The following is a 16720-nucleotide window of genomic DNA, read 5'->3' as shown; positions in this document are numbered from 1 at the left end:
CAATTGCCATGATGGCCTTGTTATATTTACCTTACTCAATTCCTTACAATAGAGATAATTAAAACAATAACCAAAATTACTAACACTGAATAGAAAGGCATTTTATAAACTCTTGAAGTCCTAGCATCGCCTGCTACTGTAAAGATGTTTACTAGTTTTGACTTGAGGCTAATATTCTTATTTTCAAGAGAGTCACCTTTACTAACTTTGTGGATTTTCCACTCGACAAACTTACCACCATAGCAGCTTGTATCTTCGATCAATTCATTTTTTATTTTTAAAATTGCACTTTCTTCATATTTAATTAGCTTGGTAATCCTTAAATGAAAAGCACCATTTTCTAGCTTTTTGATCGATGGCTCATACTGAGATACACGTTCATAATGTTTCTTAAACGCACCTCTTAATGAAGGTAAAGACTGAAATTCAAAAACAAACATAATTGATTGCTGTGAACCTTGTTCAAATTTCAATATGACATCCTTTTCCTAAAGTCGAAGTACATGTCTTGCCAGAGGTAAATATAACGCCCTAATAATGGGCAAAAAATTGTTTGCTAAAATGTTGAGGAACGAAAACAGCAAACTGTTTTTTGTCCTTATTAATTAGCTTGTTATAAGTACTAACCTACCAAACTTATTGTTGAAATAACAATAGCTATTAAAGAAAGCGTTGTAGAAAGCTTAAACCCAGCTTGCCCCTCGTAGGATGAAAGCATTTTTTGTGCTTCATCTAAACTTGTTAAAGTTAAATTTCGAATAGAAAAAGTAACTGATAATTGACCGGATACCATTTTGACAGAAGTTATATCACCGGGGATTTTAGTATGTGGCTCTAGGCTATGATCAATCTCAGTTAGCGCTTTTCTAAAATTAGTGAGTTGAGAACTATAGCCTTTTAACTTACCGTTTTTGAAAACGTGATAAAACCGTGGAGTAAATTCAGCTAACTCATTTAGAGTTTCGACTATTTTGTTGTTTAGCTCCAAAAGCTTTCTATTGATTTCGTTCACCTAACCTCCTTGTACTTATAACGCCCGCATAAGGGGCTGATAATAGTTTGCTAAAATTGTGTAGCGAAGCGAAACCGAGCAAACTGTTAGCAGTCCCGCTTGAAATTCTTGTTAGGTTTCAGTTGCTAATAACTCCATTGCGACAGCTAGCTTTATTTGTTGGATCTTACTTAATTTATGGCGATATTCTAGAAGAGTAAAAGTATCCATGCCTGTACATTCGGGACAATCTAGCTCGACTTCTACTCTACCAACCATCCGTGATTCTATAAGTAACCAATAATAAACAATTCTGTCATCAGGAAAAGAGTCTAAAACAATGACTTTAGTTGTATCTAAGTCATTATCTAAAAAGAAGGTTTTTACGTGAGACTCAGCTGATTTTGAAAATACAGATGAAGTGTTTTTTAAAAGCTCCGACTTTATTTCCTTTTCAGTTTTAGAGCCAACCAATTTCACAACATTCTCCTTGAAACCTAACGCCCGCATAAGGGGCTGATAATAGTTTGCTAAAATGTGAAGCGAAGCGGAACCGAGCAAACTGTTAGCAGTCCCGTGCTTAATGCGCTTGTTAGGCTTACTCTACTTTATCCTTTAGGGCTTCAAAAAGCTCTAAGTAACCATTAATCCTTTTTAAAACGGTGTACTCATCACCATTTTTCATTCTCAAATAAAAACCTTTTTTATCAATCTCGTCATCTCCATCGCTATCTGGAGCTTCTGATAATTCACTTATCTCGCTCCATTTATAGAAAATAGTATTCTTTTTATAATTAACGCTAATCCCACTTTCATAAGTACTAATAACGGGAAATATATTTTTGTCTATCCAACCTAACCAGAAAAGTAACACCGTAAATAATATTGTTCCACCAACTACTAGTAACCAATCAAAAGGCGCACCTCGAAGCCAGCCTCCAATGAAGCTCACACCACCTAATAGAAATAAATATTTACCGTGATAAAAGTGCTCGAACAAATCAACCTTTTCATAATCAAAGGTTTTAATCATTTCACTGCTGTTATAAGTCATTTATAGTCACAAATTTTAATTTGATAGTGATTCCGATTGAAGTAAGCCTAACGCCCCATTCAGGGGCTGATAATAGCTTGCTAAAATTGTGTAGCGAAGCGGAACCGAGCAAGCTGTTAGCAGTCCCGTTACTGTAATGGCTTGTTATATGTTTTAACTCTGACAGACTTCGTGATCACTATCCCTGCATGCGAAAGGCTTTACGATTTCTCCAAGTTTTTCAACCAAAAAACGAGATACTAACTCAGCATCTTTAACTATCGATGGATCCGTCTTTTTCTCAAAACCTTTGTATTTAAATCCAACTGTAAATTGTGTTTGTGAATAATTGTCGGACGTATCTACTTGTGTTTTTATATTGTAAGTGATTCGTTCCTTTTCAAAAGTGCCTGCATATTTAGGAAACTTTTCATCTAAAGCTTTGTAAAGATCTTCAGTAAACATTTTCTGAGATATTTCTTTCAAATCACTTTCTGTTAAATTTACAGCCTTTACTGTTGAGAAGGTAGATTTGGTGCAATCATCGCACTCTGAACTCCAAAAATACATGAATAAACCCAATGCAAATACAACTAGTAAAAACTTCTTAAATGGCGGTGCCACGATTCCTCCTTAAACATATAACGCCCACATTAAGGGGCTTTTTTATTAGTTTGCTAAAATTGTGTAGCGCAGCGAAACCGAGCAAACTGTAAAAAGTCCCGCTTTAATTGCTTGTTATATGTTAAACCAAGCTTTCGCGGTATTACCGCCTTAACCTGAGCGCTTGATAAAACACATAAGCTTAAATATTTAAATAAACCTAAAAGTTTAACTGGAATAGAAAAGTGAGTATTGAATTCACTCCCTGAACATTAAGGCTTATTCCTTTAAATTAATGCCATACTTTAAATTCTTAACCACGTTTTAACAACGAATATTTTCAAGAATTCTGAACAACATATAACGCCTACTTAAGCGGAAAAATATAGTTGGCTACAATGTTGAGCGGAGTGAAAACAGCCAACTGTATTTTTTCCGTTTGAAGTTCTTGTTAGCTTTTTAGTAATCCACCATAACCCAAGAAGGTCTTTCGCGATCACTCCAAGCATTGCAGTCACCAGCACCTTTTACAGTGACCGATTTCCCTTGAGCTGCTGCGGATAAAAGTAATGCATACATTGCCTTACCATGATCAGTATTAGCATCAAATGCCCATTCATGACCAGGGCAGCTGGATGGTGGCGTTGTGTGATTTTGCACTGCAAACATAATGACACCCGCACCATTATTTTTTTCATGAGCATAAATACGTGTCACTTTTCCTGAACCATCTCCTGCAAATGCAGAAGGTGAGATCAACACAAAGATCATAGAAATAAATAATTTTCTCATCGGTAAATCCTAGTTATATTGAAAGCTAACGCCACATTAAGCGGCTATTTATTGTTGGCTAAAATATGTGAGGCACGAACAAAAGCCAACTGTAAATTGTCCGATTGAATGCCTTGTTATATATTTTTTAATATGTGCAACCAAACCAGTTAGTTACACTACGTTTTACTACTATAACTGCAACACTACCGCAACGTAAACCTGAACGCGAATACTATAGAATTTACAGCTTTATTTGCCGAAGCATTGCAAAACTAAACCTAAAAATATACCCAAAGAATTCACTACTAAATGCTAATAAAAACGAATAAACCTGATAGCGTTTTATATTGAATTAGTTGCGGTATATAACGCTTTGCTAAGGGGCAATTGACTGTTGGCTATACTTGCGCGAAGCGCCAAGCCAACTGTTAATTGTCCCAGTGAGTTTACGAACGAACTTGAGCAACTTGTTATGCATTCTCTGCTACCAAGTAGTTCCCAATCTCATCATCTGTTTTAAATAGCGATAAATAAGTATCTATAAACCACTCTTTAGCGCCATTAACCGCCAATACTTGTTCGCGTGTAACTTGATAACAGTCGAAAATATCGTCATTACTAAATGGAGAGTCCTCACCATTTTGAATTGTGAAAATTCGACCTTTTTCATTTGTATAGATATGACAAGTGACTGCGCAATCTTCTTGATTGGTGTTTGGCCATTCACCTGTAATAAATGAAAGCCAAATATGGCGGTCGTTTTGATGCTCAAGCATAGCAAGACAAAAAGCAGTTTCACCTTCATCACTATATTTAAACATACCACGGATAAATTTATTCTCGTGATCTCTACCGCACTTACATTTGCGATAATATTCTTTTCGATTCTCAATCATCGGCATTTTCGCCATACTTCCGTGAATGCATAACGCCCTGTTAACAGGCAAAAAATAGTTGGTTAAAATTAGCGACGACGGAGCAAAACCAACTGTTTTTTGTCCTTGTTTAACAGCTTGTTAGGGTTTCTTGTTACAAGCCCCAGCAAAACCACAATCACCGTTTATAAAAGCTAAATCAGTAATTTCTAGATTTGGATATGCTTCAGTTCTACGACCAAAGCCAATAATACCAACTTGACGATTTATTAATGTTAAATAGACCGCAGGGTAAGGCGTTTGTTGGAAAAATAGTACAACATATACGTTTTCAAATTTATGAGTAAGTAAATTTAACTCTTTAACCGTTTGTACTTTATAAGTCCCGAATTCGTCTGCCCACTCATGATAACCACGAGAAATATTATCATTTAATAATTTTATACGTAGGTTATTACCTATGATATTTATTTCTTTATCGATGTCCCAACCACAGTTTTTAGTTATGCTAATTACATCAAACATTTGTGTTCTACACTCTTGTTTTTCTTCATCAACAGAAATATTTACCGTTGTGCCATAAATTGTTGAGTACTCATATTTTTGAGCAAAGGATGTGAAAGATAGAAAAACGATTAAAAATGCTAGATATTTGATTGGAACCTCCCTGAAACCCTAACGCCCACATTAAGGGGCTTTTTAATAGTTTGCTAAAATGTGTAGCGCAGCGAAACCGAGCAAACTGTAAAAAGTCCCGCTTTAATTGCTTGTTATATGTTAAACCAAGCTTTCGCGGCACTGCCGCCAACACCTGAGCACTTGATTAAACCACATAGTTTAAATTTATAAACACACTTAAAAGTTTAACAAGCTAATAGAAAAAGAAATGTGACGTTAATCCATTAACCTGATTGAGTAAATACCTTTTAAGTGCGCCCTAACCTAATGTTACTTTGAACAAATTTGTTAAACAACACCAAGTTTAAAACCTTAAATAAACCCTTTGATAAAACCACGTTAAACCTTTAACGAAGCAACCAACCATAGAATTCTGAACAACATATAACGCCCCTGTTAAGCGGATTAAAAATGTTTGGCTATAATCGCGAAGCGATGGCCAAGCTTTTTAAGTCCGATTGAACGCCTTGTTATATATTTTTTAATATGTGCAACCAAACCAGTTAGTTACACTACGTTTTACTACTATAACTGCAACACTACCGCAACGTAAACCTGAACGCGAATATTACAGAATTTACAGCTTTACTTGCCAAAGCATTACAAATAATAAAATCTAAAATATACCCAAAGAATTCACTACTAAATGCTAATAAAAACGAATAAACCTGATAGCGTTTTATATTGAATTAGTTGCGGTATATAACGCCCACATTAAGGGGCTTTTTATTAGTTTGCTAAAATTGTGTAGCGCAGCGAAACCGAGCAAACTGTAAAAAGTCCCGCTTTAATTGCTTGTTATATGTTAAACCAAGCTTTCGCGGCACTGCCGCCAACACCTGAGCACTTGATTAAACCACATAGTTTAAATTTATAAACACACTTAAAAGTTTAACAAGCTAATAGAAAAAGAAATGTGACGTTAATCCATTAACCTGATTGAGTAAATACCTTTTAAGTGCGCCCTAGCCTAATGTTACTTTGAACAAATTTGTTAAACAACACCACGGTTTAAAAACCAAATTGAATTGTTTGATTGCACAAAGTTAACCTTAAACGAAGCAACCAACCACAGAATTCATGAAAACATATAACGCCCCATTCAGGGGCTGATAATAGCTTGCTAAAATTGTGAAGCGAAGCGGAACCGAGCAAGCTGTTAGCAGTCCCGTTACTGTAATGGCTTGTTAGCTCTTCTCTTTAAGAAGCCTTTTAACTTCAGCTATTTGTTTAGAACAACTATCGTTAGCTTTTCTATACAATTTGAGATATTTATCCTCAACGTTTTTTATTGAGCCTTCATCATGTCCTATATTTTTGTACACACTTGTTAATAAAGCAGTTGCTAATACTGGGTTTGATTTTCCACTTTCTAATTCTTTTGTAGCTATTTCATTTAAGCAATCACCTAAATTAGTCAAAGCTATTTCGATATCGCTTTGAGCAAAACTAACTCCAGATAATGGTATATATAATAATGCACATAGTTTCCAAATTTTCATCATACTTCCTTGAAGTGCTAACGCCCTAATAATGGGCAAAAAATTGTTTGCTAAAATGTTGAGGAACGAAAACAGCAAACTGTTTTTTGTCCTTGTTTATTAGCTTGTTAGGTGAACAATACACCAAACTACGCTTTCGATTGTATTTTATGCCCACACTTGCAGCAATAAAAATATTTATAAACAAACTCATTAGGTAAAAGCCAAGTTTGGAATTTACTACGATTAGATTCAAGTAGCTTAACTACAGTACCAGAATGAACTAAAGCTCGTTTATTACAACTAGGACATTTATAAAAAGCTGTAATCATGATCGCCGACCAGCCAAGAGCGACTACAAAAATTATAAAAGGGATAAACAGGTTTATTGCTATGAAAATAATAGGAAGAATAAGCCAAAACAATTTAGCTGTAATTGATGATGCTAACCAATAATAATTAAACAAAAACTTATTCAAAACACCAATCCCTGTAGTTCACCTAACGCCCCATTCAGGGGCTGATAATAGCTTGCTAAAATTGTGAAGCGAAGCGGAACCGAGCAAGCTGTTAGCAGTCCCGCTACTGTAATGGCTTGTTATATAACTTTGTTACCACAAGCCGGACAATAACATTGCTCAGATTTCTTACCAAGCTCTAAGACTATAGGCACAAGGTTAAGATTACATTTGGAACAAGTTAAATTGTTTTTACGAGCGGTACGTACAAAGTAAAAACTTAAACCAAGTACTAGAACGGCTACAATTACAATTGGAAATGCGTAATCTGGAAACCAAACTACACCTGCAAACATTAAGAATAAAACAACCCATAAAGTATTTGCCGCATTTTGATAAATTTGCTGCTCTTTTAATATTTCGTCTCTATCTTCCTGATAACTCATGAGCCTTCCATAGTTATATAACGCCCACATTAAGGGGCTTTTTATTAGTTTGCTACAATGTGTAGCGCAGCGAAACCGAGCAAACTGTAAAAAGTCCCGCTTTAATTGCTTGTTATGTGGTTAGCCCAACTCTCGCGGCACTGCCGCCAAAACCTGAGCATTTGATTAAACCACATAGTTTAAATTTATAAACACACTTAAAAGTTTAATCGGCTAATAGAAAAAGAAATGTGATGTTAATCCATTAACCTAAATAAAAAATACCTTTTAAGTACAACCTAACTTGATGTTACTTAAAACGATTTGTTTAAACAACACCAAATTTTTAATGCGTTGCGAATTATTTGATTGAGCAAATTTGATGCTTGAACGAAGTTGCTAACCAGTGAATTCTGAAAAACACATAACGCCCTGTTAAGGGGCTGATTAATGTTTGGCTAAAATGTGTAGCGAAGCGAAACCGAGCCAAACGTTAGCAGTCCCGTGCTTAAACAGCTTGTTAGGTGCCGTTTTGGTAATTATCCAATAGAGCGAAAAGCTCTTCTGATTTTTCAATATGGACAGGAATATGGATTTCACCTTTTTTACCTGCATCGACAATTACAACTGGCATTCCGTTACTATTAAATGGAAACGCTTTTTTGATTGAAACTAATTCAAAACTTCTTTTGAACAGCCAATAATTTCTACCGGTTATTACCCCATTTTCTATTGTAACTCTCGCACATTTTAATAGTACGCTGATTAAAAACGCGAAAGTTAAGCTAAAAACGAAAATGATAAGAAAAGCGATTGGAACATGAGATAACTTTATATGCTCAAAAGTCACGGCTATATCGAAACCTGTAGAAACTAGTCTAACTAGCATCAACAGAATAAATCCCACGGACAGAATAACAAACAGCTGCCGCGTCATAAATTTCGCTAGCTCTTTCCATTTAACTTCGTAGACTTCCAACTACCTCTCCTAGGCACCTAACGCCGTAATATGGGGCGTATAAATGCTTGGCTATAATCGCGAAGAATGAGCGCCAGCCAAGCTTTAGACGTCCCATCCATAATTACCTTGTTATATTGCAAAGTTTACTACTATCCATTTGATAAAATGAACTATTAAATGGAAATTTGTCAGGAAAACCACCTGTTAAATCAACAAATTCTGATTTAGTAATAACTTCACGTTCTAGCTCGAAGTACCACCACATACCGTAGAAAGCCCTAAACCAATAAAAGAAAAACACGATACCTACGAATACGAAAATCCAGTTACTCTTTGTAGACCTAGTTACTACTTTTTTGCTCAGCAATAAAAACCAAACAAAAAATAGAATAGCAATTCCGAGAAAAACAAAATAAGGATCAAAGTAGCTATTGGTAGTCAATTGCCATTTCAAATAAATACAACTTCTTAAGTCGTTCGTTAACGACAAAATTAGTTCCACTTTAAATAAGAAATAGATTACTACTATGGGACTAACGAGATAAAAAACCTCGTAATCTATTTCTTTACTGCGCTTGTTGATTTAGACGCACTCCTTTGCAATATAACGCCCACATTAAGGGGCTTTTTAATAGTTTGCTAAAATGTGTAGCGCAGCGAAACCGAGCAAACTGTAAAAAGTCCCGCTTTAATTGCTTGTTATATGTTAAACCAAGCTTTCGCGGCACTGCCGCCAACACCTGAGCACTTGATTAAACCACATAGTTTAAATTTATAAACACACTTAAAAGTTTAACAAGCTAATAGAAAAAGAAATGTGACGTTAATCCATTAACCTGATTGAGTAAATACCTTTTAAGTGCGCCCTAACCTAATGTTACTTTGAACAAATTTGTTAAACAACACCAAGTTTAAAACCTTAAATAAACCCTTTGATAAAACCACGTTAAACCTTTAACGAAGCAACCAACCATAGAATTCTGAACAACATATAACGCCCCATTAATGGGCAAAAAATTGTTGGCTAAAATAGCGACGAAGGAGCAAAAGCCAACTGTTTTTTGTCCCTGTTTAATGGCTTGTTATAAGCCTATTCACCATTTGGGATAGCTACTTTTCCAATCACATATTTATGAATTAAAATATAACTAGCAATTAATATTGAGCAACCAAGAAGTATTAAACTAAAGTTTTCATTAATTAGAATTTTACTTTCGTTAAGAAGTTCACGATACCCGATATTTTCTGATGATACTCCAAGTTGGTAACCTACCACAGTAAGAATAACAACCCAAATACAGGAGCCAAGCGAAGTAAATATAGAAAACCGGTAAAAATTCATTTTTGATATTCCAGCAGGAATTGAAATAAGTTGCCGTACAACAGGAATAAGCCGACAAACAAAAGTTGCCAAATCGCCATATTGACAAAAAATAGATTCCGCTCTTTTTAATTTATCTGAATCAATGAAAAAATACTTTCCCCAGCGATACAGGAAAGGACGTCCAAGCTTAAGAGAAAGAAAATAATTGATGGAAGCACCTATTAGTGAACCTGCTACCCCACCTAAAACTATTAAAGCAACCGCATATTCTATGTCAGTTCCTGGATAGAACTCCCCCCTCGCAGCCATAAAACCCGCGGGAATAATTACAATTTCACTTGGAAAGGGAATAAAAGAGCTTTCTATCGCCATTAAAGCTATAACGATTAAAGGGCCCCAAGTTAAACAGAGACGAGATAATTCTTCGACAAAAGGCAATAAATATTCAATCAAAACATCTACCCATGAAATTACTCCAAACTTTAAAGGCTTATAACGCCTCATTAAGAGGCAAAAAATTGTTGGCTAAAATTAGCGACGAAGGAGCAAAAGCCAACTGTTTTTTGTCCTGCTTTAATGACTTGTTATACGTTATTTTCTCGAACCCCGTTCTTTATGCCAATAGGCAGCTTCCATAGAGGTTTGCTTAATAATCTGATCCTGACTTTTCTCTTGGGGCCAAATTTCGATGAGATACTTTTGCCCTGGTACCGGCTTTTGAAAATATTCATCATCCTCTTCATCATAGTCGTAGTCGTTGTCTAAACCGATAATAGAGTAACGAACTCGATACTCACATTTCTCTAGGTTTAGAGGATATACTTCTTCGTGAGCCCACTGGCATAGAAAAACAGGTTCTTCACCTGGGCGATATGAAACTTCAACTATATCTGTATACTCTTCATTGATTTCAGGCTTTTCCGCGTAAAGATTAATATCGAGATCAATGACTGAATCCTTTGGCCTAGCTGTAAAAAATATGCGTTCTGGAGTAGCAGCACCGCAAAGCCCATTATTTTGACCCTTAAATTGTTCTTCACAAGAATCATAATCATCGGGATCTTCTGACTCTATATAGAATTGACTGTAACAAACGTCAATAAGTCCAGAGAATAATTTTTTATACTTCAGTTCTGCCATGATGTTCCTATTAACGTATAACAGCTTATTAGTAGGAATAATTCTCGGTTTCTGTCGTAAACCTGTCTACTAATAATTTCAATTTAATTGAACACACATTAATACATTAATATCTTTATATCAATAACTTATTCAAATATTACACCTACGATCTAGTTGTAGAAAGCGAGAAATTTTCTCGTTTTCTGGCGCAAAGCGGGAAAACACCTAAACTGTATATTTATACAGCAATAAAATTTCAAGGAGTAATTAAATATGCCTTCACCATTTTTACAGATGATTGCTGAAAAAATGCATACTCAACGCTATGCAAAACGCACAATTAATACTTATCTTTACTGGATAAAAGGCTATATCAATTTTTGCCATAAATTACACCCCAACCAGTGTGGTGATAGTGAAGTAGAACAGTTTCTAAATTACCTAGCGAATCAGGCAATGGTTGCTCCCAAAACTCAAGCGCTAGCATTAAATGCCTTAGTTTATATGTATAAACAAGTGATCGGTTGTCCATTGTCGATTAACTTAAGCTTTAACAAATCTAAAACCTCTCCTAATCTGCCGGTAGTACTAACAAAAAAAGAAATAATCGAGCTGCTTAACGCAGTGGATTCGAATCATGCGCTTATTTGTCGATTAATGTACGGTTCTGGATTACGTGTAATGGAAGCGGTGAGATTGCGAGTGCATGATATTGACTTTGATTACCATACAATTCAAATATGGCGCAGTAAAGGTGGCAAAAACCGACGAGTTACCTTAGCTCCCGAACTTGTCGGTGAATTGAAAACACAAATTAAACTCGCCAGAGCATTATTTGAGCGAGATAAAATGAGCCCTAATTATTCAGGGGTTTGGCTCCCCAATCGACTAGATAAAAAATATCCCAATGCCCCATTTGAATTTGGCTGGCATTATCTGTTCCCTTCACAGCGGTTAAGTATAGAAGCTAATAGCACGAAAGTAAGACGCCATCATATTGATGAAACTTGCCTGAGAAAAGCACTGAAAAAGGCTGTCGCCAAAACGCATATTGAAAAACGTGTAACTTGCCATACCCTGCGTCATTCCTTTGCCACGCATTTACTACAACGTGGGGCAGACATTCGCACTGTACAGGAACAATTAGGGCATACCGACCTCCGTACTACGCAAATTTATACCCATGTCATCGAATGTGGTGCTAATGGCGTGCGCAGCCCGTTGTCTGATATTTATTAAGAATCCTTAATACAACAAAAAAGGCTATGCATTACTACATAGCCTTTTGATGTTTCATTCTATTTATTGATTACAATAAGCTTGAAAGAATGGTATTTAAGGTTTCACTCGGGCGCATCGCTTTCGCTGCTAATTCAGCATCTGCAAAATAATATCCGTCAATATCCATAGCCGGACCCTGAGCACTGTTTAACTCAGCAACAATTTTTTCTTCTTGCTTAGTTAACGCTTGAGCAACCGCAGTAAAAGCGGTTTTAAGTTCTTCATCTGCTGTTTGCTCTGCTAATGCCTGTGCCCAGTACATCGCTAAATAGAAGTGCGAACCACGGTTATCTAACTCACCTACTTTACGTGATGGTGATTTATTCTCATCCAAAAATTTACCGGTTGCAGCATCTAAGGTATCAGCTAATACTTGTGCCTTGGCGTTCCCTGTTGTTACTGCTACATGTTCAAGTGATGCCGCTAATGCTAAAAATTCACCTAAAGAGTCCCAACGTAAGTGGTTTTCTTTATTAAATTGCTGAACATGCTTAGGCGCACTACCACCAGCACCAGTTTCAAATAAGCCACCACCGTTCATTAATGGCACGATAGATAACATTTTCGCCGATGTGCCTAATTCTAGAATAGGGAATAAATCGGTTAAGTAATCACGTAATACGTTACCCGTTACCGAGATAGTATCTTCGCCATTTTTACAACGGGCTAAGGTAAATTTACACGCATCCACTGGCGCCATAATACGAATATCTAAACCACTGGTGTCGTGATCGGCTAAATAGGTATTAACCTTTTTGATCATTTCCGCGTCATGACCACGGTTTTCGTCTAACCAGAATATTGCAGGTGTATTCGTTGCTCGAGCACGAGATACTGCTAATTTCACCCAATCTTGAATCGGCGCATCTTTGGCCTGACACATACGGAAGATATCACCTTGCTCTACGTTTTGTTCAATCAAGGTCTCTCCGTTAGCATCGACCACACGCACTTTACCGTTTGCCGCCATAGTAAAGGTTTTATCGTGTGAACCGTATTCTTCGGCTTTTTGCGCCATTAAACCAACGTTAGGCACTGTACCCATGGTCGTCGGATCAAACGCGCCGTGTTCACGACAGAAATCAACAACCGCAGAGAACACTCCCGCATAGTTACGATCTGGGATCATAAACTTGGTATCTTTTTGCTTACCGTCCGGGCCCCACATTTGACCAGAAGCACGTAATGCCGCAGGCATAGAAGCATCAATAATGACATCGCTTGGTACGTGTAAGTTAGTGATACCTTTATCAGAGTCAACCATCGCCATTTCTGGACGAGTGCCGTAAACTGCTTGTAAGTCGGCTTCAATCTCTGCTTTTTTCTCAGCAGGTAAACGCTCAATCTTAGCGTAGACATCACCAATACCATTGTTAGCATCAACACCTAACTGCTCAAACGTTTCAGCATGTTTTGCAAAGACATCTTTGTAGAACACTTTTACGCAGTGACCAAACATGATCGGATCGGATACCTTCATCATGGTCGCTTTTAAGTGCAATGAAAGTAGTACGTCTTGCGCTTTAGCGTCATCGATTTCTTTTTCGAAAAACTCAACTAAAGCATTTTTGCTCATCACTGACGCATCAATCACTTCTTTATCTAATAACGCTAAGTTTTCTTTTAACACCTTAACGTCACCATTTTCTGCAACAAATTCGATATTAACCGACATATCACCATTAATTGTGACAGACTTTTCACTGCCATAAAAATCACCTGACGCCATATGCGCTACATGTGATTTTGACTCTGTTGACCAAGCTCCCATTGAGTGAGGATTTTTCTTAGCATAGTTTTTTACCGAAGCTGGCGCACGGCGATCTGAGTTACCTTCACGTAAAACAGGGTTTACCGCAGAGCCTAATACTTTGGCGTAAGTTAATTTGATTGACTCTTCCGCTTCATTTTGTGGCTCAGCCGGATAATCCGGTAAGTTATAACCTTTAGCTTGTAATTCTTTAATTGCTGCTTGCAATTGAGGAATAGATGCCGAAATATTCGGTAATTTAATAATATTCGCTTCGGGTGTTTTGGCTAATTCACCTAATTCGCCCAATGCATCACCAATGCGCTGCTCTGGTGTTAAATATTTAGGGAAGTTCGCGATAATACGACCCGCTAAAGAAATATCGCGTGTTTCCACATTGATACCAGATGAAGCTGTGAAGGCTTTTACTATGGGTAATAATGAATGCGTCGCAAGCGCTGGCGCTTCATCGGTAATGGTATAAATGATGTTAGATGATTCTGTGGTCATTTTTTATCCTACGTTAATCAGCGAGTATGCAATAAAGTGAATACAAAACTAAAATATCAGCATAGATATTCGCTTTATGAAAATTTTTTTTGCGCGCGCATAGTATAGGATCCAGGTAGCTAACACAAGAACCGCCTATACGGCCAAATAAAAAAGCAAGCTATCCTACAACAATTCACTTAAGGTAGAAAGAGCCGACCTCGCCAGGTCGTACCTGTTATAAATCCATCAACAACCGTATACCGCAGTATTTAATTTAGCCCTTGTTAAATGATAACTAGTGCATAAATCCCAATATCGAGATTTAAGTAGCTGTTTTTTTATCCCACTTTCGAGACTCGTTTACAAAACAACAACACCTCAACCGGTTAACTCATTGTAATTTCTAAATATTGTTTATTTGGTACTCCGCATGCACTGCTAATACAAAGTTTGCATTGAGAAGCTAAATGGATATTGTCAGAAAAAAAACGAATCGCACGCGCATCTCTTATAAATCAGTAATAGTTGCATGCCTAATCATCGCGCTTAGCTGGGCATTGTTGTCGGCTGCTAGTTCACAACGTAAGGTTTCGGCAAGTAACGTCTTGCTCGATACAGTCAAACAGGGAACATTACAAATAGACGTACGCGGTATTGGGGTATTAGTGCCAAAAGAAGTTTACTGGGTGGCCGCTGAGGTTAATGGGCGAGTAGACAAAATTTATATAAAAGCCGGCGCAGCGGTTAAAAAGGGCGATTTAATCGTTTCAATGAAAAACCCTGCCCTTACCCAGCAACTGGAAGAAAGTCTATGGGAGCAGGAAGAGATGCAAGCCCAATTAAATGCCCAGCGCGTTGCACTGGAATCTCAGTTACTTGATCAAGAAACGCTGGTAGCAAACAGTAAATTAAATTATGAACGAACGCTACTAACACTCAATGCCCAGCAAACCTTGCTTAAACAAGGCATTGTTGCCATTTCAACCGTTGAGCATGAAGAAGTAAAAATTGAGGTCCAACAATTACGGCAACGCTGGCAACAAGAACAAAAACGTTTAGCAAAAGCGAAAGAAAATTTAGCCGCCCAGAATCGAGCATTTAATGCCCGGCTTAAACGGATGGAACGTACCGTTGCCCGTATGCAGCATTTAGTGGATAGCTTAACCGTCAGAGCAAGCATCGATAGCATTGTTCAGGAAATGCCCTTGGAACTTGGTCAGCAAGTATCATCAGGCACCAATATCGCAAAACTTGCCCGTAACGATGAGTTCATTGCCGAAATTCGCGTACCGGAAAAACAAATTTATCAAATAGCGTTGACACAGCCCGTCACGCTGGACACCAAGACCAGTAAAGTTTCCGGTATTATCACTCGCATTGAACCTGTAGTGGTTAATGGCACTGTTCAAGTCGATGTCGCGATTACCGGCCAACTGCCTAAGGAAGCTCGGCCTGAGCTTACCGTTGATGGCGTAATACATGTTGCCAACCTGGAAAACACCGCCTATATCAAACGACCAATGTTTGCCAAGGCTAATTCTACCGGCAAGGTCTACATGGTTGATCACGACACCAGAGAAGTCGCACTTACTGAGGTGCAATTTGGGCGTTCATCACAAACTCACATTGAAATTTTAAACGGTCTTGCTATTGGCGATAACGTGGTAATATCCGACGTATCGTCGTGGAAAGAAAAACAAATACAAGCGATACAATAAGGAACTGTTATGAAAGAATCATCAAATAACGCTTTGGTCACCCTGACCGCACTAGACAAAGTATTTTACACCGACGATGTTGAAACACACGCTTTAGAACAGGTAAACCTGACAATTAATCAGGGTGAATACGTGTCAATTTCCGGCGCTTCAGGCTGTGGCAAGTCCACGTTACTTTCCATTTTAGGTTTACTGGATACGCCAACAAATGGTCAATATCATTTATCGGGGCACGATGTCACTAGCCTGGATAAAGATCAACGGGCAGCAATTCGTAATGAAAAGATTGGTTTTATCTTTCAGGCATTTAACCTGATCAGTGATTTAACTGTGGAAGAAAATGTCGAACTGCCATTGTCATACCGTGAAGACATAGATAAATCAACACGTAAAAAACTGGTTAAAGAAGCCTTAGCACAAGTCGATATGCAACATAGAGCAAATCATTTTCCGTCACAGTTGTCAGGTGGTCAGCAACAACGTGTCGCCGTAGCCAGAGCAATTGCCGGTAAACCTGCCATTTTGCTGGCTGATGAACCAACGGGTAACCTTGATTCAAAAAATGCGGGGGCTGTTATGGACCTACTGGACAAGTTACATGCCGGTGGGGCAACTATTTGTATGGTTACCCATGACCCACGTTCAGCAAGTCGAGCCGACCGAATTATCGAAATATTTGACGGTAAAATAGTTGCTGACCAAATTTCTGAAACCACAAATGCCATTGCCGTTTAGTATTTTTTAAGGACAAAAT

17 protein-coding genes are annotated in these 16720 nt (G+C 37.5%); 3 read left to right on the top strand and 14 right to left on the bottom strand.

All coding sequences use genetic code 11. The annotated features are described in order from the left end of the window. Positions 1–35: 35 nt before the first annotated feature. The 13 genes from QQK06_RS18040 to QQK06_RS17980 all read right to left on the bottom strand — a co-directional run bounded on the left by QQK06_RS18040 (position 36) and on the right by QQK06_RS17980 (position 10743). Positions 36–473 (bottom strand): hypothetical protein, encoded by a 438-nt coding sequence (locus QQK06_RS18040; RefSeq protein ID WP_284246200.1) that lies wholly within the window; start codon positions 471–473, stop codon positions 36–38. Between the two features lie 149 nt (positions 474–622). Further along, positions 623–1012: a hypothetical protein gene (locus QQK06_RS18035; RefSeq protein ID WP_284246199.1), complete on the bottom strand. Its 390-nt coding sequence runs from the start codon at positions 1010–1012 to the stop codon at positions 623–625. Between the two features lie 111 nt (positions 1013–1123). Further along, positions 1124–1471, bottom strand: a complete 348-nt coding sequence (locus tag QQK06_RS18030) for a hypothetical protein (RefSeq protein ID WP_284246198.1) — start codon at positions 1469–1471, stop codon at positions 1124–1126. A gap of 118 nt (positions 1472–1589) precedes the next feature. Next, positions 1590–2024 carry a hypothetical protein gene (locus QQK06_RS18025; RefSeq protein ID WP_284246197.1) on the bottom strand — a complete coding sequence of 145 codons (435 nt, stop codon included), beginning with the start codon at positions 2022–2024 and terminating at the stop codon, positions 1590–1592. 174 nt (positions 2025–2198) lie between these two features. Beyond that, positions 2199–2648 carry a hypothetical protein gene (locus QQK06_RS18020; protein ID WP_284246196.1) on the bottom strand — a complete coding sequence of 150 codons (450 nt, stop codon included), beginning with the start codon at positions 2646–2648 and terminating at the stop codon, positions 2199–2201. 438 nt (positions 2649–3086) lie between these two features. Then, the gene (locus QQK06_RS18015; RefSeq protein ID WP_284246195.1) at positions 3087–3419 is read right to left on the bottom strand and encodes a hypothetical protein; all 333 of its coding nucleotides are present in this window, start codon (positions 3417–3419) and stop codon (positions 3087–3089) included. A 452-nt stretch (positions 3420–3871) separates the two neighbouring features. After that, the gene (locus QQK06_RS18010; protein ID WP_284246194.1) at positions 3872–4312 is read right to left on the bottom strand and encodes a hypothetical protein; all 441 of its coding nucleotides are present in this window, start codon (positions 4310–4312) and stop codon (positions 3872–3874) included. A gap of 105 nt (positions 4313–4417) precedes the next feature. Then, positions 4418–4801: a hypothetical protein gene (locus QQK06_RS18005; protein ID WP_284242518.1), complete on the bottom strand. Its 384-nt coding sequence runs from the start codon at positions 4799–4801 to the stop codon at positions 4418–4420. A 1340-nt stretch (positions 4802–6141) separates the two neighbouring features. Then, entirely contained in the window at positions 6142–6459 is a 318-nt protein-coding gene (locus QQK06_RS18000; protein ID WP_284242502.1) for a hypothetical protein, read from the bottom strand. A gap of 574 nt (positions 6460–7033) precedes the next feature. Next, the gene (locus QQK06_RS17995) at positions 7034–7339 is read right to left on the bottom strand and encodes a hypothetical protein (RefSeq protein ID WP_284246193.1); all 306 of its coding nucleotides are present in this window, start codon (positions 7337–7339) and stop codon (positions 7034–7036) included. Between the two features lie 499 nt (positions 7340–7838). Then, positions 7839–8297: a hypothetical protein gene (locus QQK06_RS17990; RefSeq protein WP_284246192.1), complete on the bottom strand. Its 459-nt coding sequence runs from the start codon at positions 8295–8297 to the stop codon at positions 7839–7841. Positions 8298–9369: 1072 nt separating this feature from the next. After that, positions 9370–10056, bottom strand: a complete 687-nt coding sequence (locus QQK06_RS17985; RefSeq protein WP_284246191.1) for a DedA family protein — start codon at positions 10054–10056, stop codon at positions 9370–9372. Positions 10057–10194: 138 nt separating this feature from the next. Next, positions 10195–10743, bottom strand: coding sequence for a hypothetical protein (locus QQK06_RS17980; RefSeq protein ID WP_284246189.1), 549 nt, complete (start codon positions 10741–10743; stop codon positions 10195–10197). Between the two features lie 255 nt (positions 10744–10998). Here QQK06_RS17980 and QQK06_RS17975 point away from each other — a divergent pair, with 255 nt between their 5' ends. Continuing rightward, the gene (locus tag QQK06_RS17975) at positions 10999–11964 is read left to right on the top strand and encodes an integron integrase (protein ID WP_284246188.1); all 966 of its coding nucleotides are present in this window, start codon (positions 10999–11001) and stop codon (positions 11962–11964) included. Positions 11965–12034: 70 nt separating this feature from the next. Here QQK06_RS17975 and QQK06_RS17970 read toward each other — a convergent pair whose 3' ends face one another. Then, a complete protein-coding gene (locus tag QQK06_RS17970) occupies positions 12035–14266 on the bottom strand; it encodes an NADP-dependent isocitrate dehydrogenase (protein WP_284246187.1) in 2232 nt (743 codons plus the stop codon). A gap of 449 nt (positions 14267–14715) precedes the next feature. On the opposite strand from QQK06_RS17970, the gene QQK06_RS17965 reads away from it, so the two are divergent. Beyond that, on the top strand, positions 14716–15966 hold the full coding sequence (locus QQK06_RS17965) for an efflux RND transporter periplasmic adaptor subunit (RefSeq protein WP_284246185.1): 1251 nt from the start codon (positions 14716–14718) through the stop codon (positions 15964–15966). Positions 15967–15975: 9 nt separating this feature from the next. Further along, on the top strand, positions 15976–16701 hold the full coding sequence (locus QQK06_RS17960) for an ABC transporter ATP-binding protein (protein WP_284246183.1): 726 nt from the start codon (positions 15976–15978) through the stop codon (positions 16699–16701). The last annotated feature ends 19 nt before the right edge of the window (positions 16702–16720 follow it).

Source organism: Thalassotalea insulae (assembly GCF_030161395.1).
Lineage (GTDB): Bacteria > Pseudomonadota > Gammaproteobacteria > Enterobacterales > Alteromonadaceae > Thalassotalea_E > Thalassotalea_E insulae.
Note: the sequence above shows the minus strand (reverse complement) of the source record. Positions and strands in the feature narration are given on the sequence as shown.